Source organism: Corynebacterium provencense (assembly GCA_900049755.1).
In the GTDB taxonomy this organism is placed as follows: domain Bacteria; phylum Actinomycetota; class Actinomycetes; order Mycobacteriales; family Mycobacteriaceae; genus Corynebacterium; species Corynebacterium neomassiliense.
This window is the reverse complement of the sequence record LT160593.1, coordinates 1,022,748-1,048,752: the sequence shown is the minus strand read 5'-3', so window position 1 is coordinate 1,048,752 and position 26,005 is coordinate 1,022,748. Positions and strand designations below refer to the sequence as shown.

The following is a 26,005-nucleotide window of genomic DNA, read 5'->3' as shown; positions in this document are numbered from 1 at the left end:
CGCTCGGAACCGCGCTGGGCTTCAGCGGGGAAACAGCAGGTGCATCTCCCCGTCGAACTCCACTCTCCTGACACGGACCTTGTACACCGGTTCCAGGATCTCCGGGACCAGCACCTGGGACGGGGTACCGGCCGCCACCACCTTCCCCGCGTCCAGCACGACGATCCGGTCGCAGTAACGGGCGGCGAGGTTGAGGTCGTGGAGTACCACGGCGGCCCCGGGCAGTTCACTGACCAGCTCCAGAACATCATGCTGGAAGCGGATGTCCAGGTGGTTGGTCGGTTCGTCGAGCAGGACATGCCCCGCCTGCTGGGCCAGCGCCCGGGCAATCAACGCCCGCTGACGCTCTCCTCCGGACAGGACGGCGACGTCCCGGGCAGCCAGTGCGCCCAGTCCCACGGACTCGAGGGCCCCGACCACCGTGGTCCGGTCCTCGTCGGTGGTCTGAGCCATGATCCCCTGGTGCGGCAGACGTCCCAGCATCACCAGTTCCGCCACCGAGATCGGCGTGGCAGGGTCGTGGTGCTCCTGCGCCACGACGGCGATCCGCCGGGCCACCGCCCGCCGGTGCATCGCAGACAGTGACGTGCCGTCGAGGAGCACATCACCCGATGTCGGTCCCAGCGCACCGTAGAGACAGCGCAGCAACGTGGTCTTACCTGAGCCGTTGGGGCCGACCAGTCCGAGGACACCGTGGTCGGCGACCGTCAGTGAGACCCCGTCGACCGCGGTCACCGGACCGAAACGGACCGCGAGGTCACGGGCCTCGATCATCCGGCGTCCCCCGGGGCCTCCGCCTCTGTCGACGGGCCTGTCGCCGACCCGTCCCGGAGGAACCCGGCGACCTTCTCCACACCGTCCACTGCCAGGGGGGTCGGAGGCTCAGCGTAGTTCAGCATCAGGGGCATGATCCGGTGGCCCTGCCCGGCGGTGGTCCGGTCCATCCCGGGCAGGGCGGTGACGGCCGCGACCATGGCGTCTCCGTCATCGGGACCGGATTCCGCGGAATGCAGGGCGATGACGACATCCGGGTTGCGGTCCACGATTTCTTCGGCACTCACCTCGAAAACCCGGTCCGCCGAATCAGCGAACACGTTCTCACCCCCCGCCTTCTCCACGACGGGTGTGGCCATCGACCCGGCCCCGTAGGCGTAGGTCGTTCCTCCGCCCGGGGTCGGGTAGAGGACGGCGACCCGCGGCCGCGGGGCTCCTTCGGCCGGCCCGGGCAGTGATTCGAGGCGTTCCTGCAGTTCAGAGATGTAGGAGTCGGCGTCCTGACCCCGGTCGAAGACCGTGCCGTACAGCCGGATCTGGTCCCAGACATCGTCCCAGTTCGCCGGCTCGTCGAGTGCTCCGCAGAACGCGGGCTCCTCGATCAGAGGAATGTGGGAGGAGGCCAGGGTCTGCGCGTTGACCGTGTCCGTCGCCCCGAGTACGAGATCTGCCCCGGTGGCCACGACCTCCTCCCGGCTGACCTGCACATGGCCTTCCGGGTTCAGCTTGTCGGTGATCGAGGGGACGGCCGCGAGGGCACTGTTCGTGGCGTCGTCGTAGTACCCGGTGGGGAACACGCCCGCCTTCGCGTGGACCCTGTCGAGGACGCCCAGATGCTGCAGTGTCGGCACTGCGGCGCTCTTGAGCAGGGTGACGTTCTCCGGGACATGGTCGAAGCTCACGGTGGCACCGCAGTTACGGACCTCGGTGGTCCCGGATCCGCTGTCGGAGCAGGACGCCAGGGTCACGGCCACGGCGGCCGCGGCGACGGTGGAGACGATGCTGGAAATGTGGTTCATGGTTCCTTCCGGTGCATACGGTGGATGAGCAGGAGCAGGAACGGCGCGCCGACCAGTGCCGTGATGATGCCGACGGGGATCTCCTGCGGGGCGAGCAGAGTACGGGCACCGACGTCAGCCCAGCTCAGCAGCACCGCGCCGAGCAGGGCGGCGACCGGGGTGAGGGCACGGTGGCGTCCCCCGACGAGACGCCGTGCGAGGTGGGGGACCACCAGGCCGATGAAACCGATCGCCCCGGCCATCGCCACGACTGCTCCGACGATGAGGCAGGACAGGACGATCAGTCCGAGCCGCAGCCGTTCCGGACTGATCCCCAGGGTCAGGGCGGTACCGTCGCCCAGGTTCAGGGCGTCGACCCGCGGACCTGCCACGGCCAGGATCACCGCACCGGACACCACCACGACGGCGACGGCGGCGAGCGGGCCCGACCAGGACGCCAGGCCCAGGGACCCCAGGAGCCAGAACATCACCGACCGGCTCGACTCCGCCGAATCGGAGGCGAAGACGAGGAAGCTCGTCAGGGCGGACAGGGCGTATCCGACGGCGATGCCTGCCATGAGAAGCCGGTCGGCCGTGAAACGACCGGCGGTCCTCGCCACGCCGAGAACCAGGACGGACGCCACCAGTGCCCCGAGGAAGGCGCTGGTCTGCAGGGCGTAGTCGCCGAGAGCGGCCGTCGCACCTGTCCCGACGCCGAGGGTGATGGCTCCGGCGGCGCCGACCGAGGCACCCGAGGAGACCCCGAGCACGTACGGGTCGGCCAGGACATTGCGGACAACCGCCTGGAGAATGACTCCGGCGACTGAGAGACCCGCCCCCACCAGGGCGCCGAGAACTGCCCGGGGGGCGCGGATGGTCCAGATGACGGCGTCGTCCCTGGCGAGGTCGGACGCCTGTCCACCTGTACCGTCGCCGGCGGGGTCGGGGCCGGCGCCGAAGAGGTGGTGGGCGAGGATGCGGACGGAATCGGAGGGGGGGACGTGGACGGAGCCGAATCCGACGCTGAACACCAGGCTGACGACGAGTACGACCGTCAGCACGAGAACCCAGGACACGGTGCGGCGGTGGGAGGCCGTGAAGCCGAGGGCGTCCGGCGTCCGGTCACCGGGACGGGTCCTGTGGTGGTCGGCGAGTACGGTCACCGCTCTGACGCTAGCCGGCGGACCTCCTCATTTGCACATTCAATCGACTGTTTGAATGAAGGTTTTACCTGACGGTAACACGGCCCGGGGGAGGGGTCCCCGTCCTTTTCAGGGCACCCGACCCGACGCAGGACTAGAATCCGGAGCCATGACCGGCGGCGACGCACACGCAGACCCACTCGCCCACCTGTGCGCGCTCTCCGACGACTGGGCCGAAACCTTCCGCCTCCTCGGTGACCCGACCCGCCTACGCCTGCTCACCCTCCTGCACTACGCCGGCCCCGGCACCCTGAGCATGTCCGAGCTGGCCGAGAGAGCAGGCGTCAGGACAGCGACCGCCTCCGCGGCACTGCGGCTGCTGACGACGGCGGGGATAGTCACCGCGCACCGGGACGGACGGATGATGCGCTACGCACTCACCGACGAGAGGGTCCACAGGCTGCTGCACCACCTCGGGGGAACCCACGCCCACTGACGGGCCCAGGACCGCTCCGGGAACTCAGGGGCCCTCCCGGACGACTACTACCCCGTGACGACGAACACCCAGCACCCCTCCCGCGCCCCGGAACCGTCCGGAACCCCCGGAGCAGAACGCAGGAAAGACCCGGACCGCAGTTCAGGACGCCAGACCACGCGCCTTCTCACCCGCCTGCACTTCTTCGCGGGGATCTTCTGCGCACCGTTCATTCTCGTGGCAGCGCTGAGCGGACTGCTCTACGCCACCGCCCCGACAGTCGAGCAGATCGTCTACCACGACATGCTCACCGCCGAACCCACCGCCGCCGACCCTGTCGAACAGCCTGTCGGCGACCTGGTGACCAGGGCACAGGAGCTCCACCCCGACCTGGCCCTGGCGGGGGTCAGGCTCGGAAACCCGGACGAGACCACCCGTGTCCTGTTCACCGACCCGACGCTGCCGGCGTCCACCCTCAGGGCGGTGTTCCTGGACCCGTACTCCGGTGAAGTCAAGGGTGACAGCACCCAGTACGGCAGTTCGGCGTCGCTGCCGCTGCGCCAGTGGATCGACGAAGGTCACCGCAGTCTGTGGCTGGGGGAGAAGGGGCGCCTCTACTCCGAACTGGCGGCGAGCTGGCTCGGCGTCCTCGCTGTCGGGGGTCTGGTGGTCCTGTGGCGACGGCAGCGCGGCAGCGGGTCGGTGACCCGGCTCCGGGGCATGCTGCGCCGGGACGGCAGCGGCCGGGCGCAGGTGATGAGACGCCACGGAGCCACCGGAACGGTCATCTCCGTCGGACTGGTCTTCCTCACCGTCACCGGGCTGACCTGGTCCTCGGTCGCCGGCACGAACATCGGCGAGGTCCGGGCGAACCTCAACTGGGGCACGCCCACGGTCTCCACGGAGATGCCGGGGATGAGGGACACCCCCGACGCCGCAACCGCCGCAACCGGTGCAGCCGGACATGCCGGTCACGAGGGTCACGGTGGCGGCCGGACCGGACCGTCTGTGAGGGTCAGCGGACTCAACCCGGGTGCCGTCGACCGCGTCGCCGCCGCCGCGCGCCGGGAACTGGAGACCCCGTTGACCCTCACCCCGCCGGCACAGGAGGGTGCGGCCTGGTCCGCGGCGGAGAACCGGACCGCCTGGCGTCTGCACAACAATTCCGTGGCGGTGGACTGGGCCACCGGGCAGGTGACCGACAGGCTGCGGTTCTCCGACTGGCCTCTGGCCGCGCAGGCGACCGCCTGGCTGATCCAGCTCCACATGGGGACCCTGTTCGGACTGCCGAACCAGATCGTCCTGGCGCTCCTGGCGGCGGCCATCATCGTGATGGTGGTCCGGGGCTACCGGATGTGGTGGATGCGGCGTCCCCGTGGCAGGTCCGCCGGTACGCTGCCCGCTGCCCCGCGCCGGGCGGGCCCCGCGCCGGGCGGGCCGGGGGCGTCCGACCGTCGGCACCCTCATCCTCTGCGCAGCTCTGGTGGCCTACGGGGTCATCGCCCCGCTGTTCGGGGTCACCTGTCTGGCGTTCGTGGCGGCCAGCGTGCTCTGGGACACCGCCCGCCGCGTGTTTCGGCGGAGTTAAACACCCCGTCGTCCGGTGCGCGGCGTCCCGCCGCGGCAGTACCGTTGGGGACAAACACCGAACGGAAGGACGCCATGGATCTCACTGCCCGGGAGCAGGAGAAGCTGCTCCTGTTCACCGCTGCCGAGGTGTCACGTCGACGCCTGGCCCGTGGTCTGAAACTCAATGTCCCCGAGGCCACCGCCCTGATCAGCGAAGCCGTCGTCGAAGCCGCCCGTGACGGGCAGACCGTCGCCGAGGCCATGGAGACCGGGACGAAGGTCCTCGGCCCCGAGCAGGTGCAGGACGGGGTGCGGGAGATGCTCGACCTCATCCAGGTGGAGGCGACGTTCCCCGACGGAACGAAGCTGGTCAGTGTCCATGACCCGATCGGACAGTGACACCGTGGGAACCGGAACAGGGTCCACTCCCGCCGCGTCAGGTCCCGCGCCTGACGCGGTGACTGTCCTGTACGCGGGTGCCGAGGCGCCGGCTCCCGGCCCACTCGCCGAGGCCACCGGAACCACTGTGGTCACCGGACCCCGGGGTCTGTCACCCCATCTGGAGAGGGCGGGGAGCCTCGGCGTCCCCCTGGTCGTCATTCCCGCCGGTACCGGCCGTGACCTCACCTCGGTGACCCAGGCCGCCCAGGCCCTGCAGTGGGCGGCCCGTTCGGGTACCGGGGTGGTTCTCGGCCCGTCCCTGGCGGACGCCACCCGCTCGATCGCCGAGATGCGACGTCACCTGCGTGCCGCGGTGTCGGTCCACGGGGCGGACTCGGTGCTCTTCCTGGCCCGCACCGTGGACCCGTTCGCCGACGCCGAACTGCTCCGCCGGGTACGTCTGGCACGCCAGTTCTCCGAGGACCTGGAGGTCGAGGTCGCGTTCGAGGGGGCGTGGCCGTCACCGGCGAAGGCCAGAGAGCGGCTGCGGCTGTTGGGAGCGAGGGAGACGGTGCAGGTCCGTGCCGATCTGGCGTTCCCCGCCCGTGCCGGGGACGGCGCCGCGGACGCCACTGATGACGCCACCCCGCTGTTCCGGGCGTCCGCCCTGGCCACCGCGGTGGGGCACCCCGCTGTTCCGGGCGTCCGCCCTGGCCACCGCGGTGGGGGAGGCGTCCCGTACGGCCCTGCACCTGCTGCGGGACCACGGTGACGACGGAATCGCCGACGGACTGCTCGCCGACCACGCCACCGGTTTCGCACACTCCCACGGCGACGACGACCACAGTCACAGTCACCCGCACGGTCACGGTCACAGTCACAGTCACACGCACAGCCACAGTCACACCCACCACCACTAAGGCAGGAGAACCACCATGTCCGGATCCGCCGCAGGCTACGGCACCGCACCCGGTGCCGCGCCCACCGTCGAACTCAATCCGGGACGCCGTACCGTCACACTCCGGGTGTCCAACACCGGTGACCGCGCCGTCCAGGTCGGTTCGCACTACCACTTCTTCGAGGTCAACGCAGCCCTCGACTTCGACCGGGAAGCAGCATGGGGCATGCACCTGTCCATCCCCTCCGGCCTGGCGGTGCGTTTCGAACCCGGGGACTCCCGGGAGGTCGAACTGGTGGACTTCGGAGGACGCCGCATCCTCCACGGATTCGCCGGTCTCACCGAAGGTGCCCTCGACGACCCTGCGGTCAGGGCAGCGGCACTGGAGAAACTGCCCGCATTCCTGCACAGCAACGACGAACTGGAGACCCGCTGATGACCCGCATCGACCGACGTCGCTACCAGGAGATCTACGGACCCACCACCGGTGACACGGTCCGTCTGGCGGACACCGACCTCACCGTGCGGATCACCCGCGACCACCTCGCCTCCGCCTACGGTGACGAGTCCGTCTACGGCGGTGGCAAGGCGGTGCGCGACGGGATGGCCCAGGACCCCACGGCCACCTCCACCGGTGGTGCCGGCAACCGTGCCCTCGACACCGTCATCACCGGCGTCATCGTCCTCGACGCCGTGGCAGGGGTCGTCAAAGGTGACGTCGGCATCAGGGACGGCCGGATCGTCGGGATCGGCAAGGCCGGAAACCCGAACACCCAGGACGGGGTGGACCCTGAACTGGTCATCGGTCCCGGCACCGAGGTCATCGCGGGGGAGCACCGAATCCTCACCGCCGGCGGCGTGGACTCCCACATCCACTACATCACCCCGCAACAGGCCGAGCACGGCCTGGCGGGCGGGATCACCACCTTCTTCGGCGGAGGTACCGGACCGTCCGAGGGAACTCTGGGGACCACCTGTACTCCGGGGCCCTCGGGTGTGGAGTTCATGCTCCGTGCCGCCGAGGGACTCCCCGTGAACACCGGTTTCCTGGGCAAGGGGTCGGGCTCCCTGCCGGAGGCACTGGCAGAACAGATTGTCGCCGGTGCCGCCGGGCTGAAGATCCACGAGGACTGGGGTGCGACCCCGGCGAACATCCGCAACGCCATGGACGTGTGCGACAGCTTCGACGTGCAGCTCGCGATCCACACCGACACCCTGAACGAGGGCGGATTCTTCGAGTCGACCGCCCGCGCCTTCGGCGGACGTACCGTCCACACCTTCCACTCCGAGGGCGCCGGCGGCGGACATGCACCGGACATCCTCAGGGTCACGGGAATGCCCAACGTGCTCCCGGCGTCCACCAACCCCACCCTCCCGTACACGGTCAACTCCGTGGACGAGCTGCTCGACATGGTGATGGTGTGCCACCACCTGTCCCACGACATCCCGGAGGACGTCGCCTTCGCGGACTCCCGTGTCCGTGCCGAAACCATCGCCGCGGAAACGGTGTTCCACGATCTGGGCCTGATCAGTATCTTCAGTTCCGACTCCCAGGCGATGGGACGCGTCGGCGAATCCTGGCAGCGTGCTTTCCAGACCGCCCACCACTGCAGAGTGGAACTCGGTGAGCTGGAGGAGGACAGGGGCCACGGCGACGACAACGAGCGCGTACTGCGCTACGTCGCGAAGATCACCCTCAACCCGGCGATCGCCCAGGGAATCAGCGCCCATGTGGGCAGCATCGAACCGGGCAAGCTCGCCGACCTGGTCCTCTGGCCCGTGGAGACCTTTGCGGCCAAACCGCACCTGGTCCTGCGTCAGGGCCGCATCGCCTACGCCCGGATGGGTGACCCGAACGCATCACTGGCCACTCCGCAGCCGGTGTTCTACCGGGACATGTTCGCCAACTACGGTTCCGCCCTGCAGAACACCCGCACAACCTTCATGAGCCGGGCAGCAGTGGACGCCGGAGTACCCGAGCACCTGGGACTGCAGTCACTGGTCCTGCCCGTGGAGAACACCCGCGGCCTGGGCAAGAAGGACATGGTCCGTAACGACCGTACGGCGGACATCCGGGTCGACCCGGACACCTACGAGGTCACCGTCGACGGAGTCCACGCCACCATCGCACCGGCGGAGACCCTGCCCCTGGCACAGAAGTTCTTCCTGTTCTGAGTGCCCTGATGCCGCCCACCTCCTCGTCCCCGCCACCCGCTCCACGGTCCCTGCTGCCGTTCCTCCAGGCCATGACCTATGCGGACTCCGCGTACCCCTCCGGCAGGTACACCCTGTCGCACGGTCTGGAGGGACTGGTCCAGGCGCACCGTGTGCAGGGCGCGGACGAGGTGTCGTCCGCGCTCGCCGACCACCTGAGATACACGGCCGCCCCCGGTGACGGGGTGGCGACCGCGGCCGCGGCGACGGCGGGACCCGGCCGGATCGCCGTGCTCATCGACCTCGACCACGAACTGTCGGCGACGAAGGTCACCCATGAGCTGCGCCGTGCGTCCACCCGGGTGGGACGCCAGATGCTGCAGGTCACCACCGAGGTGGAACGCCGCCTCGGTGGTGAACTCCCGGAACCGTTGCTCAGCTACGCCGCCGCCGTCGCAGCGAAGGAGACCCCCGGCAACCAGGCTGTCGTCGCCGGTCTCGTCCACCGCGCCCACGGTCTCACCCCGCGGGACGCGGTCGCCACCGAGCTGACGGGCCTCGCAGTCGGCTGGGCGGGGGCGGCGCTGCGGCTGCGGCAGTGCGACCACATCGACGCCCAGGTCGTCATCACCGCCGCGCACCCGGTCATCGCCGGGCTGGCCGTGCAGTGCGTGCAGGTGGCGTCCGACCTGGTGCCCGGTACCGGCCCGGAACCCGTACCTTGCCCGGGATCCGGTCACGTGTACGCCAACTCGCCCGGCCGCCGCGGCTGGCGGTTCCTGGGCCGGGCCAGTCCGGGTTCCGACCTCGCCTCAGCCGCGCACGAGACCGCACCGGCCCGCCTGTTCATGAGCTAGAAAGGACGCCATGCCCCCCCCAGACGTACCCCCCTCAACAACCGCAGCCACCTCAGATGTCCGCGACCCCGCCCCCGCCCCGTCCGCCGTTGCCGCACCGGACCCGGTGACCGGGTCCGGTTCCCCGCTGCGCATCGGCATCGGCGGGCCTGTCGGGTCCGGCCAGACCCCCCTCCTCGAAGCTCTCGTCCCCCTGTTCGTCGACGCCGGCCGCCAGGTCGGCGTGATCACCAACGACATCTACACCCAGGAGGACGCCCTGCATGTCCGGCGGGAACTCGACGGGATCATCAGCCCGGACCGGATCATCGGGGTGGAGACCGGCTCCTGCCCGCACACCGCCGTACGTGACGACCCGACGATGAACCTCATGGCCGCCGCCGACCTGGTGGAGGAGCATCCGGACATTGACACGGTCTTCTTCGAGTCCGGCGGAGACAATCTCACCCTCACCTTCTCACCGGCGCTGGTGGATGTCTTCGTCTTCGTCCTGGACACGGCGGAGGGGCAGAAGATGCCGAAGAAGCGTGGCCCGGGCATCACCGAGTCCGACATCCTCGTCATCAACAAGACCGACATCGCCCGGTACGTCCGCTGTGACCTGGACATCATGAACGCCGACGCCGTGGATGTCCGTGACGGTCGTCCGGTCGTGCTCACAGACTGTCTCGCCGGCAGGGGAATCGCGGAGCTTGCGGCGAAGCTGGAGAGGTACCGCGTGTGAGACCGTCCTCCCCGGCAGTGCCCGGAGCCCGGTCGGACATGTCCCGCCTGGACCCGGCGTCCGTCACCCCTCCGGTGCCGTGGGAGTTCCTCCCCCTCGTCCGTGAGACCGGGGAGGGGACCGGCGACGACGGAGCTGCGGTCCCTGACGGAGTCCAGCCGGTCGGGCGCCCCGGGAAGGTGGGGATCCTCGACCTCACGCTGACCGCAGACATGGTGTCCCCGGTGCACAGGACCGGCGTGACCTCCCGGTATGTCAAGGCGCCGATGCAGTTGACCCGTCCCCTGCACATCGACCCCGGCGATCCGGGGGAGGCGTTCGTCTACGTGCGTTCCACCGGCGGCGGGCTGGCGCAGAATGATCGCATCCGGCAGCGGCTGAGGCTGGGCGTCGGTGCACGGGCGACGGTCACCACTCCCGCTGGTACTCCGGTGCACCGGATGAACGCGGGACTGGCGACCCAGTGGGTCACCCTGGAGGTGGGGCAGGACGCCGTGTGCGAGTACCTCCCCGGCCAGAACATTCTCTTCGCAGGCTCCCGTCTGCTGCAGGTCACCGACGTGGTCCTGGCAGATTCGGCGACATTTCTCGCCGCCGAGGTGGTCCTCACCGGGCGTCTGGCCCGCGGGGAACGGGACCTCTACGACGCCCTCGGCCAGTGCTGGCGTGTCGAGAGGGCGGGGCGGCCCCTGCTGTCTGATTCGCTGTGTGTGACAGGGGCAGGTCAGGGCAGGTCGGAGATGCTGCTGTCCCGGTGGCCGGTGTGGGCGACGGTGCTCGTCGTCCCGCCCGTCGGAGAATCTGTCAGAGATCTGCTGGTGAAGATCCGCGAATTGCTGGCGGAGGTGACCGGTGGTGTGTCGGCTGCCCACGGGGCAGTCCCGGAGGATCTCAGCGCCGCGGCGTCCACCATGGTGGGGGACGCCGGGATCACGGTACGGGTCGCCGGGGAGGACCCGGTGGTGGTGCGGTCAGTGGTGGACACGGTGTACGGGTGCGCCCGTCTGGCTCTGCTGGGCCGGCCGGCCGTGGACCTGCGCCGGATGTGAAGCTGCGCGGGTGGGTGCTCCGGCCTGTGCTGTCCTGCAGGGTCCTGCTGTCTCACGCCGTCTCACACGTCCGTAACACAGGACGCCGGGTGAACCCTGTTTAGCACCGTGTCGGAAACATACAAGGTCATCCGGAGGAAACCGGACGTCCATACCGTTGGCTCCCATGACTCCTCCAGTGGACATGCTCCATCAGACCCGGGACTCCGAACCGACGGACGGGCGGTCCGGTCCCGTCTCCGCCGTCGAGGGTGCCAGCCCGGTGGGTACCGAAGACTTTTCGTTGCGGTTTGCGCCGCGTCATTACCGGCGGTGGACTCCGGCGGCGGTGGCTGCCAGTGCGTTGGGTGGTATCGCGTATCTGGCGGATTTCTCCATCGGTGCGACCATCGGTGTGGAACACGGGACGGTCAACGCTGTCGGTGGTGTGCTGATCGCCGCGGTGTTGATTTTCGTGTCGAGTTTCCCGTTGGCGTACTACGCTGCCCGGTACAACGTGGATCTTGACCTGATCACCCGGGGGTCGGGGTTCGGGTACAAGGGGTCGATCATCACGAACCTGATTTTCGTGTCGTTCACGTTCATCCTCTTCGCCACGGAGGGGGCGATCATGGCGCAGGGGTTGAAGGCGGGGCTGGGTGTTCCGTTGTGGGCGGGGTACGCGGTGAGTTCGTTGATGATCATTCCGTTGGTGGTGTACGGGATGAAGTTGTTGTCGAAGCTGCATTCGTGGACGAATCCGCTGTGGCTGGTGATGATGTTCGTGCCGTTGGTGGTGCTGATCATCCAGGAGCCGGGGTCGGTGGGGACGTTTCTGGAGTACTCCGGTGAGGAGGACAAGGGGGTGTCGTTCGCGGCGATGATGCTGGCTGCGGGGGTGTGTCTGTCGTTGACGGCGCAGATCGCGGAGAACATCGACTACCTGAGGTTCATGCCGCCGCGGACGGCGCAGAACCGTCGGGCGTGGTGGACTGCGGTGGTCTGTGGCGGCCCGGGGTGGGTGGTGCTGGGTGCGACGAAGCAGATCATCGGGATTTTTCTGGCGGTGTACATGATTTCTGTGCTGGGTCAGGGCACGGATCTGGCGGTGGAGCCGGTCAATCAGTTCATGAGTGAGTACCGGCAGATGATGCCGGGGTGGCTGGCGACGACGTTGGCGGTGATCCTGGTGGTGATCTCGCAAATCAAGATCAACACGACCAACGCGTACTGCGGGTCGTTGGCGTGGACGAACATCTACTCGCGGACGTTCAAGAGGTATCCGGGCCGGGTGTGGTTCGTGGTGCTGAATGTGGGGATTTCGCTGGCGTTGATGGAGTTCAACATGTTCAGTGTGCTGAGCTTTGTGCTGAGTTTCTACTCGAATCTGGCGATCGCGTGGATTTTCACCGTTGCCGCGGACATCGTCATCAACAAGTACCTGCTGGGGTTGTCGCCGAAGGTGCCGGAGTTCCGTCGCGGGATGCTCTACGACTGGAACCCGGTGGGTATCTCCTCGGTCATTCTCTCCGGTGGGATTTCGGTGGCGATGTTCTTCGGTGTGTTCGGTGACGGTGTCGCGGCGTTTTCCCCGTTGTTCGCTGCGGTGATTGCCGTGGTGGTCACGCCGTTGGCGGCGGTGGTCACCGGGGGCCGGTACTACCTGCGCCGGTCTGACGACGGTATTGATCTGCCGATGTTCGACGCTGACGGTAATCCGGTCGACGACCGGTTGACCTGTGCGATCACGGGGGAGTCGTGTGAGCGTCCGGACATGGTTGCCTCGGCGTTGCCGGGGCCTGACGGGGAAAGGCAGTATGTGTCGTCTCTGGCGTTGACGTTGGATGTGAGCGGGGAGCATGTGCTTCCTGCTGATCCGCCGCGTCGGTGAGGTCGTGGGGAGGGTCGTCGGTGAGGGCCGGTGGGGGGCGGTGGTGATTCGGCGGCGGTGAGTGCGGTAGGGAAGGTGGAGGGACGTGACAGAACGTGCGCCGGCTCTCAGCCGAACCGGACCTCATCGAGGTCCAGGGCGTCCCCGGGAGACGCCTGGGCCCTGGCCAGTGCAACGTAACCGGCGGCGTGAGCGATGAGATGCTCCCGCTCCGCGGTGGAGAGTTCCCGCCTGACCTTCGCCGGCAGACCTGCGGCGAGAACCCCGTCGGGAATCTCCTGGCCCTCGAGAACAACGGCCCCGCCGCCGATGATGCACCCCGATCCTGTGACTGACCTGCTGAGCAGAGTGGACTGCATGCCGACCAGGGTCCCGTCGCCGACGGTGCAGGCGTGGACGAGAGCCTGGTGCCCGACCGTGACATCGTCACCGAGCACCGCGGCAGAGGCCTGCTCACAGTGGATCACCGCATTGTCCTGGACATTGGTGCGGGAACCGATCCGCACCGCACCGACATCGCCGCGCAGGACCACGCCGTAGAAGACCGAGGCGTCCTCCCCGACTGTCACGTCCCCGACGATCACAGCACCGGGGGCGATCCAGGCGGAGCGGTGTATTCGTGGCACCCTCCCGTTGAACGGGAGGATCAGGGGACCGGTGACAGGGGGAGGCAGAGTTCCGCTCATGTAACCACGCTAACGGACGGCCGGGGCATGACGGGAGTGGAATCCCATGCTCTGAGTAGACGGTGAGACGGGTCTGCTGCACGGCACGATGCCATCTTTCCAGGCCTGCCCTGCCGGGCAAGTCAGATCAGATGTCACCTCACCGTGCAGCAGACCCCCCGGGTTAGTCGCTATTGATGACCCGTAGCGCCGACCATGGACACGCAAGTAGGTACTCGCCTATCATCGCGGGATGGGTGATGTCTTCAAAGAGTTGGAGAACCCGACACGGCGCACGATCCCGGGCGAGCTGACCGAGTGTGTGATAGGCAGTCTCTGCTCGAGATTTGCTCGCGCCCGGCCGTGCGGCACGGCAACACCTCGTCGCAGCAGGTCATCTCTGAGCACCTGGCCTTGCTGGAGAAGGCCGACCTTGTCCGCTCGCGCTGGGAAGGGCGGGCAGAGATCTATCACCTGAACACTGAATCGCCGCTTTCGATCGTCGATCGCTGGCCACAACACGGACTCATGGAGTGAACGCACCATGCCCAGGATCAATGTGACGAGCGTGCTGGTCGATGACCAGGCCAAGGCGCTCGCTTTCTACACCGACATGCTCGGCTTCGTGGCTAAGACCGACATTCCGCTCGGGGAGCACCGGTGGCTGACCGTGGTCGGAGCGAACGAGCCCGACGGCGTCGAGCTGCTGCTGGAGCCCGACGTCCATCCCGCCGCGAAGGCGTTCAAGCGTGCACTGGTCGAGGACGGCATTCCACTCACCTCGTTCGCCGTCGACGATGTGGTCGCCGTCCATAAGGATCTCGTGGCGCGAGGGGTGAGCTTCACGCAGGCTCCGACCGCTATGGGCCCGGTGGTCACAGCGGTCCTGGATGACACCTGCGGCAACCTGATCCAGCTCACGAGCCCCGCATGAGCTCGACAGAGTCGGGTTTGGCCCTACCTTCGTTGAGTGGACACCCGATTTAGCGGGACCCGTTCCGCACGAGGGGATGTCACCATCGCCGAGAAGACCTCCGGGAAGAAACCCCGCCGGACTTTCACCCCCGAGTACCAGCACGAGGCCGCCCGTCTTGTCATCGACACCGGGCGGGCCGTCGCCGACGTCACCCGAGAGCTCAACGTCGCCCCCCCCGGTCGTTGGGCAAGTGGGTCGCCGCCGAGCGAGCCACTGACACCGGGCGAACCCACCGGTGAACTGACCCTGGATGAACGCGCCGAGCTCAAAGCCTCACGCCGACAGGTCGAGGACCTGCACAAGGACAACGAGTTCCCGGGAAAAGCAGCAACCTTCTTCGCGAGCCTTGCCGACGACCGACGAACGGTACGCACTGATGGCAGGGTGAACAAGAAGTTCACCGGTGGTGACAACGATCCCCGGTGTGGCCCCCTACAAGATCCCTGACCGGGTCAAGCGCGGTTGGGACCAGGGCAGACCCGACCGCGTCCGGATGTCGGACAACACCTACCTGCGTACCGGTGAAGGCTGGTTGTACCTCGCCGCGGTCACCGATGCGCACTCCCGTCGGATCCTGGGATGGTCGATGGACTCTCACATGGTTACGTTCCCTGGTCGCCAGAGCCCTGGAAATGGCTCGAACACTGCGTGGGGAGGTTCCTGACGGTGTGGTGGTCCATGCTGACCGCGGTACGGGGTTCACCAGTGATGACATGTTCAAGGTCTGCCGGGGTCTGGAGATGGTGCAGTCAGTCGGGCGGACGGGTGTGTGTTGGGACACTGCGATGGCTTCAGAGTGTGTGGGGGACGTTGAAGACTTCAGTTCTACGACCGGCGTAAGTGTCCCACCCGGGCTGAGGCGCGGATGAAGGTCAGCGATTGGATCGAGTCCCGGTACAACCGTCGGCGGCTGCACTGAAGCGCTGGGTTACGTTCCGCCGGTGGAGCTCGACATGAATCTGCCCAACAAACCTGCTGCTGAGGAACCTGACGCAGCTCAGTCACCTGTCCACGATTTGCGGGGAAGGCCAGGGCCACAAGAGTGGACCTCGAGGGTGGAGGTACTTGCAGCGATCTTGCGGCAGACAGCGATGCCGTCACTGTCAGGGGAGCCGGAGGACGGCGGCGACCTCGGTGCGGGATGCGTCGAGCTCGGTGACCACGGCTACGGCGTCGGCTCTGAGCTGCTCTCGATGTGGCGTCCGCACCCCTGGGGTCCGATGGATGTGGGTGGGACAGTTTTGTGGGTCTCACCGTCTACCTGAGGTGTGATACACCAGGGCCATGTCCCGACAAACGGCCCGGCCCTGTCTGCTCATCGTCCACCACAGCCCCACCGGCCTGCTGAACTCGGGGACGGAGGAGGTCGTTGACGCGGCCAGCTCCGCCGCCGCCGAGGTCAACGCCACCCTGCCCGCCGGACTTCACCTGGAGGTCAGGCAGCGGGACGCCCTGCGGCCGGACGCGGATGAACTGCTGGCGGCGTCCGCCCTTCTCTTCGGGACGAGCGCGAACTTCGGCTACATCTCCGGGGCCCTCAAGCACTACTTCGACTCGACATTCAGGCAGGTCACCGGTGACCCCGGATACAGCGCCCGCAACGTGCCCTTCAGCTACTGGATCCGTGGCGGGCACGACACCACCGGCGCGCAGAAGGCCATGGACTCCATCACCACCGGATACGGCTGGACGCGTGCCGCCGACCCCGTGTGCTTCACCGGAGACCCGGCGCCGCACATACATGCGTTGCGGGAGATGGCGGAGAACACCGTCGGCGCCTGGTACGCCTCGTTGGACTGAACCGGGCACTGAACCGGGCACTGAACCGGGCTCTCTGACCCGGTGGGGACGTGAGACTACTTCGCGTCAGAGAGGAAGTGCGCGGCGCCGGCCGCCGCCGTGGTCACCGCGATGACCGAGGGCCAGGCGCCGATCTTCTTCGCCAGGGGGTGGGAGAGCCCGAAAGCGCCGATGAAAGCGCCGGTGAGCCCGACCGCCAGGGGGGCGCCGCCTTTGGCGACCCAGGAACGGTTCGCCCAACCGAGTGCCGCGACCATGGGAATCGTCCCCAGCGGCCGGATCCCGGTCTCCCTGGCGGTGAGCCAGCCACCGACGAGGCCGAGTCCGACGAGTGCGGAGGTGTTGACGTCTTCAGCTTTTTTCAGGGACATGTCCATGGACAGCCATGGTACGCGGTGCGTCTTCCCGGGTAGACTTCTCCGACGTACGGTCTGCTGTGAACCGGTGGAGCGGTCTCCTGTGCCGGTTCCCTCACCCGCAGTGACGTGTACGTCGAACCCGGAGAACGTGCCACACGACGTGGCAGCAGAAATCGTGTTCCAGAAAGTGTCATGGTCCAGTCAGTCCGGAAGGGGAGTCCACCTGTGGTCAACCGAGATGCCGACCGAGTTACCGGACAGGACGCCGGTCCGGTCGGCCGGGAACAGTCCACCCCAGGCAGCTCCACCGTCCCGGGCACCCACCGGTCTCCGGGGGTTCTCGCCACCAGACTCACCAGACTGTGGGGAGTGGACCTCCCCCTTGTCGGGGCACCCATGGCGGGCAGGGCCGGCGGTCGTCTCGCCGCCGCGGTGAGTGCGGCGGGCGGCCTCGGGATGATCGGGGTGGGTGCACGCAGCACCCCCGCGTGGATCACCGGTGAGGCGGAGACCGCGGGAACCGGGGGGAACTTCGGCATCGGGCTGATGGTCTGGGCCCTGGACGCCGAGGCCGCGGACAATGACGGGACCTCGACGGTGTTCGACGCCGCAGTCGAGGCCAACCCCACAGTCCTGTCCCTCGCCTTCGGGGACCCCGCCCCGTGGGTTCCTGCGGCACACCGGGCCGGTATCAGCGTTGTCGCCCCGGTCAACGACATGCTGCAGGTCCGGCAGGCACTTGCCGCTGACGTCGATGTGCTCTGTGTCCAGGGTACCGACGCCGGAGGTCACACCGGACGGCTGGGAACGATGCCCCTGATGCAGGAGGTCCTCGACTTCACGGCCGTCCAGGCCCCGGGTGTGCCTGTCGTCGTCGCCGGCGGCATCGGTACCGGCCGTGGTGTCGCCGCAGCCCTCGCCGCCGGAGCGGACGGGGCGTGGATCGGTACCGCACTGCTGGCGTCCCCGGAGGCCGAAGGCGACGAGGAACTCCGCGCTGCGGCGGTGAAGGCCGGGAGCGGGTCGACGGTACTGACCGGCATCTACGACCGTGCGGAGCAGCAGGCCTGGGACATCACCCTCTGGCCCACCAGGACGGTGCGCAACGCCTTCGTCGACCGGTACGTCGATGACGCCACCGTCACCGACGGGGAACTGGTCGCCGCCCGGGCACCGGGGGGACCCTACGCGGGGGAGCTCAAGCTCCATGCCGGGCAGTCGGTGGGGCTGGTACGGCAGCAGGCACCGGCAGGCGACGTGGTCCGCCGGCTCGCCGACGAGGCGGAGAGACTGCTGGGCAGGTTCTGACAACTCCCCGGTCAGGGCATTCTGCCGCGCGTAACGTGGGGGTCATGGCAGACAGGGACGGTCAGGGTCATCTCAGTATCGACCGGGTGTACGACGCCCGCAGGGGAGAAGGCGCAGAAGGCGTCCCCGACGGTGCCGCCACGTTCCTCGTCGACCGGCTGTGGCCCCGTGGGGTGAAGAAGACCGACCTCCGGCTCACCGGCTGGCCCCGGGAACTGACCCCGTCGACAACACTGCGCCGGCAACTCCACGACGGAACCCTGACCTGGGAACAGTTCGGGGACGCCTACCGCACCGAACTCGACGGGCGACATTCCGCCGGTGAACTGGACGACATCCTCACCCTGCTCAGACAGACTCTCAGCGAACGGGACGTGGTGCTTCTCTTCGCCGGCAGGGACACCGTCCACACCCACGCCAGGGTCCTGGAGGACTGGCTTGACGGGGTCCTGTGACATAAGGGGCGTCACATGCGCTGCAGAAGGTCGGCGGCGATACTCACGGCGATGGTCGCAGGGTGGCGTCCTCCCAGGTCGGGAATGCCCACGGGGCAGCGGATACTGTTGATCTCCCCGTCGGTGAAGCCGGCGTCCCCCAGCTTCATCCGGAACCGGGCCCACTTCGCCGACGACCCGATGAGGCCGACAGACCCCAGGTCACCCGAAGCCCGGGCCCGGGTGAGCAGGGCCTGGCACAGGTGCAGGTCCTCACCGTGGTCGTGGGTCATGACAACCACATGACAACCCCGGGGGAGCTCGTCGACGACCTCCTCGGGGACCATGCTGTGCCGCATGCGGACGGACGCCGGAGCACCGTTGACCTCCGCGGCCACGGCGTCGACGGCCTCGGGACGGGAATCGCAGAACCACAGGTCGGCGTCCTGCCTGGACAGGATGCGCGCCAGTTCCAGCCCCACATGACCGCAGCCGAACACCGCCACCGCGGGGGGGACGGGAAGGGGTTCGAGAAACACGGTGACCTCTCCGCCGCAGCACTGGCGGCCGTGCTCGTAGGGGGCGTGCTCGTTGAGCGCGAACTCCAGGAACTCCGGGCCCCCGGACGGGGGACTGTCCGGCGGGCCGGACGCCGCCGCGGCGAGCATCTCGCGGGCACGGTCGACCGCTCCGGCCTCGAGATTGCCGCCACCGACGGAGCCGAAGATCTCCGACCCGGTGACGAGCATCTTCGCACCTGCCTCACGTGGGGCGTGTCCCCGGCGGGCTGCGAGGGTGACCAGCACCGAAGGAATCCGGCGGGCGCGCAGGTCGGCGGCGTCGGAGATCCAGCTCATGACGACACCGGCTGGAGGCTACGCAGACCGCGCACCCGCTGAACCGCCCAGAACACCGCCTCGGGGGTTGCCGGGGAGGGAAGCTCCACCACTGTGCCGCTGCCGACGCCGGGCTCTCCCGCGTCACCGAAGGCGGCGACCGCCTGCCGCAACGCCTCACGGACGGAGAAGGCGAGCATGAACGGCGGCTCACCGACAGCCTTCGACCCGTACACCGCCCCCTCCTCATGGGCCTTGTCGAGCAGTTCGATGTTGAACACCGGGGGAAGCTCGGACAGTGACGGAATCTTGTACGTCGAGGCGCCGGCGGTGGTCAGGCGTCCGGTTCCCCGGTCCCCGTCATGGGAACCGTCGTCCCAGCGCAGGTCCTCCAGGGTGAGCCAGCCGGCGCCCTGGACGAAACCTCCCTCGATCTGGCCGAGGTCTATCAGGGGGGACAGGGAGTCCCCCACGTCGTGGACGATGTCGACCCGCCGCAGTGCGCAGGAACCGTCGAAACGGCTGACCTCCACCTCCGCGGCGGCGACACCGTAGGCGAAGTACTTGAACGGTTCGCCCTGCATCACCGAGGCGTCCCAGTGCAGTCCCTCGGTCCGGTAGAAACCGGACGCGGACAGCTGCACCCGCTGACTGTAGGCGGTGGCGACGACCTCCTCCCAGGTCAGGGAACCGGGGACGCCCAGGGCGGTGACCCTCCCGCGGGAGAAACGGACGTCTGCGGGGTTCACCCCCAGGCGGGAGGCCGCGACCGTGCGCAGGCGGGAGATGATCTGCCCGCAGGCGTCCTTCACCGCACCACCGTTGAGATCGGCCCCGGAACTCGCCGCCGTCGCGGACGTGTTCGGGACCTTGTCGGTCCGTGTCGGAGAACTCCGCACCATCGACAGAGGAACCCCGAGGGTTGTCGCCGCGACCTGCATCATCTTCGTGTGCAGGCCCTGGCCCATCTCGGTACCGCCGTGGTTGACCAGCACCGACCCGTCCTTGTAGACCAGCACCAGAGCCCCGCCCTGGTTGAACGCGGTGAGGTTGAAGGAGATGCCGAACTTCACCGGGGTCATCGCCAGGGCACGCTTCCGGTCCCGGTGGGTGGCGTTGAAGGCCTCGATCTCCGCCTCCCGGGCGACCACGTCCGCATGGTCGAGGACCTGGTCCCAGGCCGCCTCCAGGCGTTCGGGGTGACGCACCGGCATGTCGTAGGGGGTGCGGTCGCCGCTGCGGTAGAAATTCCTGCGGCGGACCTCCCGGGCAGGCAGACCGAGGTCCTGGGCGATCCTGCCCATGATGTCCTCGATGACGATCATCCCCTGTGGTCCGCCGAAACCCCGGAAGGCGGTCTGCGACGTCCGGTGGCACAGGGCGATACGCCCGTGGACCGCGATGTCCGGGATCCGGTAGGCGTTGTCGATGTGGCACATCGCGCGGGCCAGCACCGGCTCGGACAGGTCGAGCGACCACCCGCCGTCCGCGGTCAGGGTCACGTCAAGGGCGGTGAGCCGGCCCTCGTCGGTGTAGCCGACTGTCCAGGTGGAGTGGAAACCGTGACGCTTGCCCGTCATCACCATGTCCTGGGCCCGTGACAGCCGGACCCTCACCGGACGACCGGTGAGCACCGCGCCGAGTGCTGCAACGGCCGCGTAACCGTGGGGCTGCATCTCCTTGCCGCCGAAACCACCGCCCATCCGGAGGGACTGCACGGTGACCGCGTTCGCCGGGATTCCGAGGACGTGACTGACGATGTCCTGGGTTTCGGTGGGATGCTGGGTGGAGCACTGGATGAAGATCTGCCCCGACTCGTCGACCACGGCGACGGACGCCTGGGTCTCCAGGTAGAAGTGCTCCTGGCCGGAGAACTCGAAAGTCCCGGACATGACGCGCTGACAGGGGTCGGACGCCGCGGTCCTGAGCGCGGACGCGGCGTCCCCCCGCAGCATGGTGGGCCGGGCACCGTGGAAACTCCCCCGGGCTATCGCGTCGGTGAGGGTCAGCACCGCCGGCAGGGGTTCATAGTCCACCTCGACCGCGGCGGCACCTTCCCTGGCCGCCTCCAGGCTTTCGGCGAGGACCCAGCAGACCGCGTGCCCGACGAACATGACCTCTCCGCCGGGGGTACCGGGGCGGTCCGCAGGCGGTGCCACGGGGAACAGCGGCTCGTCATGTTTTGTCCCGGCGTCGTTAACCCCGGGGACATCGGCGGAGGTCAGTACCCGGACCACCCCGGGGACGCCGAGAGCGGCGTCCACCCGCAGTCCGGTGATCCGGGCGTGGGCGTGCGGGGACCCGACCGGGCAGGCGTGCAGGATACCCGGGTAACGGTTGATCAGGTCGTCGGTGTACAGGGCGGTGCCGGTGACGTGGAGGGCGGCGGACTCGTGTGCGTGGGACTCGCCGACCACCGGGTCAGCGGGACGCTGTGACAGGGAACTCATGACCGCACCTCCTGAAGCCCGTCTGCGTCACCCGGTCCGCCCGGTCCGCCAGGTCCGTCCGTACCGTCCGTACCGGACTTCTCGGCGTAGAAACGTTCCAGAGAAGTGCCGAGCACCGCCGAACGGTAGGCGGCACTGGCACGGTGGTCCGACATGGGCGTGCCCTCCGACCGCAGGATCTCCGCTGCGGCCGCGACCGTGTCCGCCGACCACGGGGACCCCTCGAGGAAACTCTCGGTGGCGTAGGCGCGCAGCGGCGTGGCGGCGACACCTCCCAACCCGATCCTCGCCTTCGACACGGTGCCGTCCGTCACGGTCACCGCGTATCCGACAGCGACCGAGGAGATGTCGTCGAACCGACGCTTGGCGATCTTGTGGAATGCGGTGAGCGGTGACAGCGGAAGAGGGATCCGTACCGCGGCGATGAGCTCGTCGGCCCGTCTCACCGACTGCCGGTAACCGGTGAAGTACTCCGACAACGGAACCACACGCTCCGAGTCGGCGGAGGCCAGCACCAGCGACGCCTCCAGGGCCAGCAGCGCCGGTGGAGTGTCCCCGATCGGGGATCCGGTGCCGAGGTTGCCGCCGATGGTCGCACTGTTGCGGATCAGACGGGAGGCGAACTGCGGGAGCAGTGCACCCAGCAACGGCACCGCCTGCCCGAGCTCCCGCTCGATCTCGGTGAGTGTCTGCGCGGCACCGATCTCGATGAACTCACCGTCGGCGGTGCTGCGCCTGGTGACACCACGCAGTTCCGGGATCCTGTCGACGGCGATGACATTGCCGGGGCGCAGGGCCCTGATGTTCACCAGGACGCCGTGGTCGGTGGAACCGGCGACCACGGTGACGTCAGGTTCGTCCCGCAGGATCGTGAGAGCCTCACCGAGGGACATCGGACGCCGGAACCTGGCCGTGCCACCGGTCGCGGTCACCGAGACGACGTCCGTGCCCACCGGCGCCGGGGCGGGACGGTCGCGCTATAAGAGACATGCCGTGCCGCGGACATGTCCGGGGTGCCCAGGGCGAGCGCGGCGTCCCGGATCGGCCGGTAGCCCGTGCAACGGCACAGGTTGCCCGACAGGGAATGCAGGTCAAAGGGCTTCTCCGGGTCCGGGCGGTAGTACTCGGCCGCCATCGAACAGACGAACCCCGGTGTGCAGTATCCGCACTGGGAACCGCCGGCACGGGCCATCTCCTCCTGCACCGGGTGCAGGCAGTCCGGCGTCCCCAGCCCCTCGGCGGTGACGACCTCCTGGCCGTCGAGTGCGGCGGCGGGGATGAGACATGCATTGACCGGCACCCAGCGGGTCCGCTCGCCGGAAGGACCGTCGGGGCGCGCGACCATCACCGCGCAGGCGCCGCACTCGCCTTCGGCGCAGCCTTCCTTGCAACCGGTGAGGCCGTGGTCGCGCAGGGCGTCCAACGCGTTGGTGTGGACGCCCCGGTCTCCTCCGCCACGGAGAGTCACTCCGTTGACGGTGATAGTGAACTGTTCAGTTGTCTGTGCAGTAGTCACGGGTGGATCTCCTGGTGACTCTCGGTGGACCGGCCGCCTGGGTCCGGGCGCCCGGATCGAATCGTGCTCTTCTGAGTTCCTTCCGGGCCGTATAGCGTCCGGCTGTCCACCTCTGACCGGACAGAGTATTGCACCGTCGCATTTCGCGCAGGTTTCAGCGGTGATCCGGGTCTGCTCACGGATTCTCGGGCCAGGCGTGCTTCGGGTAGCGGCCCCGCATCTCCGAACGGACCTGGTGGTAGGGACCGGCCCAGAAACTGGCCAGGTCATCGGTGACCGCCAGCGGCCGTTGCGCCGGTGAGGTCAGCTGGAACTGCACCCGACGCCCGGCGATCTCCGGAGACGCCTCCAGACCGAAACAGTCCTGCAGTTTCGTCACCACGACCACCGGGCCACCTGACCCGACGTCCGGGTACCGCAGCCGGACCGTGCGGCCCGAAGGCAGTGTGAGAGTGGTCGGTGCATCAGTGTCGAGGTGCCGGTTCCACGGGACCAGTCCGCGGAGAAGTCCGGCCAGGTCCGGACGGCGTCCTGCCGCCAGGTCGGGGACGACGAACTCGGTGAGCTGCACAGCTCCGCCGGAGTCCGCCACATCCGGGTAGCCTTCGACCTGCCGGTCATGCAGGTACTGGATACGCCGACGGAGTTCGGCGGCGTTGGACGACCACTCCAGGACGCCCGGTCCGTGCCGGGCCAGCCCGGCGCGCACCGCCTTCTCCCGTTCCCCGGCGGCCAGATCCTTCACGGACACGGGGGTGGACGCCAGTTCCACCGCCCCCAGCCCACGGACACGACGTGCGCTGAGCCTGCCGGAAGGGCCTCCCGGAGTCCAGGTGCAGGTCACCTCGTCGTGAAGTAGCGGTGCCGCTGCCTCGAAGGCGAGCGATTCCGTCAGCGGGACGGCGGCGAGGATGACTGCTCCGGTGCCGTCGGTGGAGCGGGTGGACGCCCCGGTGATGTCGGCGACGGCGATCCATTCCGGGGCCCCGGTGCCCCCGGCGTCGCGCCACACGGCGCCGGTGCCGGAGACTGTGAGATAGCGCTGACCGTGGGACCCGGGAGAATTCGGTCCGGCGCCCCGGCTGCCCCGGCTGCCACTGCTGCTTCGGCCGCCACCGTCTTCCCTGTCGTCGACGCGGTGGGCGATGAGTCCGGGGAAGGAACACGCCAGGGTGTATGCGACAGCGTCGGTACCGTGCAGGCTGCTCCCTGTGCGCCCGCCCTGCGTCGCGGCGTCCTCCAGGATTCTGCGGAACCTGGCGACCACCGGGTCTTTCGCGGAAGGCAGATTCCGGGTCAGGTCGTCGACCGGTCCGGCTCCTCCGTCGAGTACGGCGAGAACCTTGGCGACGGTGCCGGTGCTGACCCGTCGTGAGGCCACGAGTCCGCCCCGCGCCAGCCGGGGGTCGGCAGGGATCTCCGCGAGCCGGCGTCCGTACCCGGTGACCGCACCGGAGGAGTCGAGGGCACCGAGGCTCCGCAGCGTTTCTGCGGCGGCTTCTGCGGCGGGGGCGGGGAAGGGGTCCGGCAGCGGCAGGTCTGTCCCTCCCGGTGAGCCCCAGCAGGCGACGTCGAGCATCGCGGCGGTGAGGTCACTGGTCAGGACTGCCGGCGGGGACGCGACCGGGGCTCTGGAATACTCCGCGGCGGTGAGACACCGGTATACGGTGCCCGGGCCCTCACGTCCGGCGCGTCCGGCGCGCTGGGTCATCGACGCCTGTGAGGCGGTCTCGGTGACCAGGACCGACATTCCGCGGGTGGTGTCGCGCCGGGACACCCGTGACAGGCAGGAGTCCACGACCACGCGGACGCCGGGGACGGTCAGCGAGGATTCCGCGACGTCGGTGGCCACGACCACGCGACGTGGTCCGTCCCCGCCTCCGTGGTTCCCGTCACCGCTGCGGCCGCTGACTATGCGTGCCTGTTCGGCGGGGGTCAGTCGCCCGTGGAGGGCAACGGCGTCCACTCCGTCCCGGGACAGTGCGGAGGCCACCGTCTGCGTGCCCCGGATGGTGGGCACGAAGACGAGCACATCACCGCCTGTGCCGCCTGTGCCGCCCGTGCCGTTCGCACCGGGTGCCGTCTCCGCGAGGGCGCGACGGACGGTGGCGGTCACCAGGTCCTCCACCGCGCGGCGGTCCCGGCGGTCCCGGTTGGTGACGGAGTCCCGGGACGTCGCATAGTGCATCTCCAACGGGTGGACGGGGGAGGGGGCGTCGACCAGCGGTGCCGGCCCGTCGGCCCCGCCGAGCAGTCCGGCGAATTGTGCGGCGTCGAGGGTGGCGGACATGGCGACGACGACGAGGTCGTCACCGAGGTCGCCGCGCAGTTCCCGCAGCTGGGCGAGCATGCCGAACACCAGGTCAGATTCCAGGTGGCGTTCGTGGATCTCGTCGATGACCACGGCGTCGACCCCGTCGAGGTCAGGGTCGGAGAGCAGGCGGCGCAGCAGGACTCCCGGCGTGACCATCTCGATCAGTGTGCCGGCGGAGACTTTCCGGTCACCGCGGACGGTGTAGCCGACCTCCCCACCGGTCTTCGACCCCCGCAGGGCCGCGATACGGGCGGCCGAGGAGCGGGCGGCGACGCGGCGGGGCTGGGGGACGATGACGCGCCCGGTTCTGCCGGCGTCCCGGAGGAACTCCAGCACGTACTGGGGGGCCAGTGTCGTCTTGCCGGTTCCGGGAGGGGCCTGGACGACAGCTGTTCCGCGGGCGGACAGGGCCTCCATGAGAGGACGTCGTCCGGCGCTGAAAGGAAGTTCGGGCAT

The 26,005-nt window shown here is 68.6% G+C and carries 23 protein-coding genes and 1 pseudogene; 14 read left to right on the top strand and 10 right to left on the bottom strand.

Annotated features, from left to right (window positions below):
• Window positions 1-21: 21 nt before the first annotated feature.
• From BN3906_RS11185 to BN3906_RS11175, 3 genes are read right to left on the bottom strand one after another with little or no spacing between them, the layout of a single operon-like run.
• A complete protein-coding gene (locus tag BN3906_RS11185; RefSeq protein ID WP_066588375.1) occupies window positions 22-774 on the bottom strand; it encodes an ABC transporter ATP-binding protein in 753 nt (250 codons plus the stop codon).
• Window positions 771-1,793, bottom strand: coding sequence for an ABC transporter substrate-binding protein (locus tag BN3906_RS11180; RefSeq protein ID WP_066588372.1), 1,023 nt, complete (start codon window positions 1,791-1,793; stop codon window positions 771-773). Before BN3906_RS11180 ends, BN3906_RS11185 begins: the two co-directional genes overlap by 4 nt.
• Window positions 1,790-2,935, bottom strand: coding sequence for a FecCD family ABC transporter permease (locus BN3906_RS11175; protein ID WP_066588368.1), 1,146 nt, complete (start codon window positions 2,933-2,935; stop codon window positions 1,790-1,792). Before BN3906_RS11175 ends, BN3906_RS11180 begins: the two co-directional genes overlap by 4 nt.
• A 148-nt stretch (window positions 2,936-3,083) precedes the next feature.
• Here BN3906_RS11175 and BN3906_RS11170 point away from each other — a divergent pair, with 148 nt between their 5' ends.
• From BN3906_RS11170 to BN3906_RS11125, 9 genes are all read left to right on the top strand, one after another.
• A complete protein-coding gene (locus BN3906_RS11170; RefSeq protein ID WP_066588365.1) occupies window positions 3,084-3,410 on the top strand; it encodes a helix-turn-helix domain-containing protein in 327 nt (108 codons plus the stop codon).
• A gap of 54 nt (window positions 3,411-3,464) precedes the next feature.
• Window positions 3,465-5,357 carry an urease subunit gamma gene (locus BN3906_RS11165; protein ID WP_261796989.1) on the top strand — a complete coding sequence of 631 codons (1,893 nt, stop codon included), beginning with the start codon at window positions 3,465-3,467 and terminating at the stop codon, window positions 5,355-5,357.
• Window positions 5,338-6,111 carry a hypothetical protein gene (locus tag BN3906_RS11155; protein ID WP_261796988.1) on the top strand — a complete coding sequence of 258 codons (774 nt, stop codon included), beginning with the start codon at window positions 5,338-5,340 and terminating at the stop codon, window positions 6,109-6,111. Before BN3906_RS11165 ends, BN3906_RS11155 begins: the two co-directional genes overlap by 20 nt.
• Window positions 6,112-6,274: 163 nt before the next feature.
• Window positions 6,275-6,673 (top strand): urease subunit beta, encoded by a 399-nt coding sequence (locus BN3906_RS11150; RefSeq protein ID WP_066588358.1) that lies wholly within the window; start codon window positions 6,275-6,277, stop codon window positions 6,671-6,673.
• The gene (gene ureC, locus BN3906_RS11145) at window positions 6,673-8,412 is read left to right on the top strand and encodes an urease subunit alpha (RefSeq protein WP_066588355.1); all 1,740 of its coding nucleotides are present in this window, start codon (window positions 6,673-6,675) and stop codon (window positions 8,410-8,412) included. The genes BN3906_RS11150 and ureC overlap by 1 nt, the downstream gene beginning before the upstream one ends.
• A gap of 8 nt (window positions 8,413-8,420) precedes the next feature.
• Window positions 8,421-9,248 carry an urease accessory protein UreF gene (locus tag BN3906_RS11140; protein ID WP_261796986.1) on the top strand — a complete coding sequence of 276 codons (828 nt, stop codon included), beginning with the start codon at window positions 8,421-8,423 and terminating at the stop codon, window positions 9,246-9,248.
• Window positions 9,249-9,354: 106 nt separating this feature from the next.
• The gene (ureG, locus tag BN3906_RS11135) at window positions 9,355-9,972 is read left to right on the top strand and encodes an urease accessory protein UreG (RefSeq protein WP_066588349.1); all 618 of its coding nucleotides are present in this window, start codon (window positions 9,355-9,357) and stop codon (window positions 9,970-9,972) included.
• Window positions 9,969-11,021 (top strand): urease accessory protein UreD, encoded by a 1,053-nt coding sequence (locus BN3906_RS11130; RefSeq protein WP_261796985.1) that lies wholly within the window; start codon window positions 9,969-9,971, stop codon window positions 11,019-11,021. Before ureG ends, BN3906_RS11130 begins: the two co-directional genes overlap by 4 nt.
• A gap of 166 nt (window positions 11,022-11,187) precedes the next feature.
• Complete coding sequence (locus BN3906_RS11125; protein WP_078057386.1) at window positions 11,188-12,891, top strand: purine-cytosine permease family protein; 1,704 nt, start codon at window positions 11,188-11,190, stop codon at window positions 12,889-12,891.
• 107 nt (window positions 12,892-12,998) lie between these two features.
• Here BN3906_RS11125 and BN3906_RS11120 read toward each other — a convergent pair whose 3' ends face one another.
• Window positions 12,999-13,577: a gamma carbonic anhydrase family protein gene (locus tag BN3906_RS11120; protein WP_066588346.1), complete on the bottom strand. Its 579-nt coding sequence runs from the start codon at window positions 13,575-13,577 to the stop codon at window positions 12,999-13,001.
• Window positions 13,578-14,100: 523 nt separating this feature from the next.
• Between BN3906_RS11120 and BN3906_RS11110 the strand changes: the two genes are divergently transcribed.
• The 3 genes and pseudogenes from BN3906_RS11110 to BN3906_RS11095 all read left to right on the top strand — a co-directional run bounded on the left by BN3906_RS11110 (window position 14,101) and on the right by BN3906_RS11095 (window position 16,332).
• Entirely contained in the window at window positions 14,101-14,490 is a 390-nt protein-coding gene (locus BN3906_RS11110; RefSeq protein ID WP_066588343.1) for a VOC family protein, read from the top strand.
• A gap of 84 nt (window positions 14,491-14,574) precedes the next feature.
• Window positions 14,575-15,494: pseudogene (locus BN3906_RS15525) on the top strand (IS3 family transposase); the annotation flags it as partial.
• Window positions 15,495-15,816: 322 nt separating this feature from the next.
• On the top strand, window positions 15,817-16,332 hold the full coding sequence (locus tag BN3906_RS11095; protein WP_066588335.1) for a flavodoxin family protein: 516 nt from the start codon (window positions 15,817-15,819) through the stop codon (window positions 16,330-16,332).
• A gap of 56 nt (window positions 16,333-16,388) precedes the next feature.
• Here BN3906_RS11095 and BN3906_RS11090 read toward each other — a convergent pair whose 3' ends face one another.
• Window positions 16,389-16,709 carry a hypothetical protein gene (locus tag BN3906_RS11090; RefSeq protein WP_066588331.1) on the bottom strand — a complete coding sequence of 107 codons (321 nt, stop codon included), beginning with the start codon at window positions 16,707-16,709 and terminating at the stop codon, window positions 16,389-16,391.
• Window positions 16,710-17,051: 342 nt separating this feature from the next.
• Here BN3906_RS11090 and BN3906_RS11085 point away from each other — a divergent pair, with 342 nt between their 5' ends.
• The gene (locus BN3906_RS11085; RefSeq protein WP_066589866.1) at window positions 17,052-17,999 is read left to right on the top strand and encodes an NAD(P)H-dependent flavin oxidoreductase; all 948 of its coding nucleotides are present in this window, start codon (window positions 17,052-17,054) and stop codon (window positions 17,997-17,999) included.
• A 44-nt stretch (window positions 18,000-18,043) separates the two neighbouring features.
• Complete coding sequence (locus BN3906_RS11080; RefSeq protein ID WP_066588321.1) at window positions 18,044-18,454, top strand: DUF488 domain-containing protein; 411 nt, start codon at window positions 18,044-18,046, stop codon at window positions 18,452-18,454.
• Window positions 18,455-18,465: 11 nt separating this feature from the next.
• Here the strand turns inward: BN3906_RS11080 and xdhC are convergent, their stop codons facing one another.
• From xdhC to BN3906_RS11055, 5 genes are all read right to left on the bottom strand, one after another.
• Window positions 18,466-19,290 carry a xanthine dehydrogenase accessory protein XdhC gene (xdhC, locus tag BN3906_RS11075; protein WP_066588318.1) on the bottom strand — a complete coding sequence of 275 codons (825 nt, stop codon included), beginning with the start codon at window positions 19,288-19,290 and terminating at the stop codon, window positions 18,466-18,468.
• Complete coding sequence (gene xdhB, locus BN3906_RS11070; RefSeq protein WP_066588315.1) at window positions 19,287-21,719, bottom strand: xanthine dehydrogenase molybdopterin binding subunit; 2,433 nt, start codon at window positions 21,717-21,719, stop codon at window positions 19,287-19,289. Before xdhB ends, xdhC begins: the two co-directional genes overlap by 4 nt.
• Window positions 21,716-22,651 carry an FAD binding domain-containing protein gene (locus BN3906_RS15185; RefSeq protein ID WP_261796984.1) on the bottom strand — a complete coding sequence of 312 codons (936 nt, stop codon included), beginning with the start codon at window positions 22,649-22,651 and terminating at the stop codon, window positions 21,716-21,718. Before BN3906_RS15185 ends, xdhB begins: the two co-directional genes overlap by 4 nt.
• Complete coding sequence (locus tag BN3906_RS15180) at window positions 22,648-23,235, bottom strand: 2Fe-2S iron-sulfur cluster-binding protein (RefSeq protein ID WP_066588311.1); 588 nt, start codon at window positions 23,233-23,235, stop codon at window positions 22,648-22,650. The genes BN3906_RS15185 and BN3906_RS15180 overlap by 4 nt, the downstream gene beginning before the upstream one ends.
• 175 nt (window positions 23,236-23,410) lie before the next feature.
• Window positions 23,411-26,005 carry an ATP-dependent RNA helicase gene (locus BN3906_RS11055; protein ID WP_066589864.1) on the bottom strand — a complete coding sequence of 865 codons (2,595 nt, stop codon included), beginning with the start codon at window positions 26,003-26,005 and terminating at the stop codon, window positions 23,411-23,413.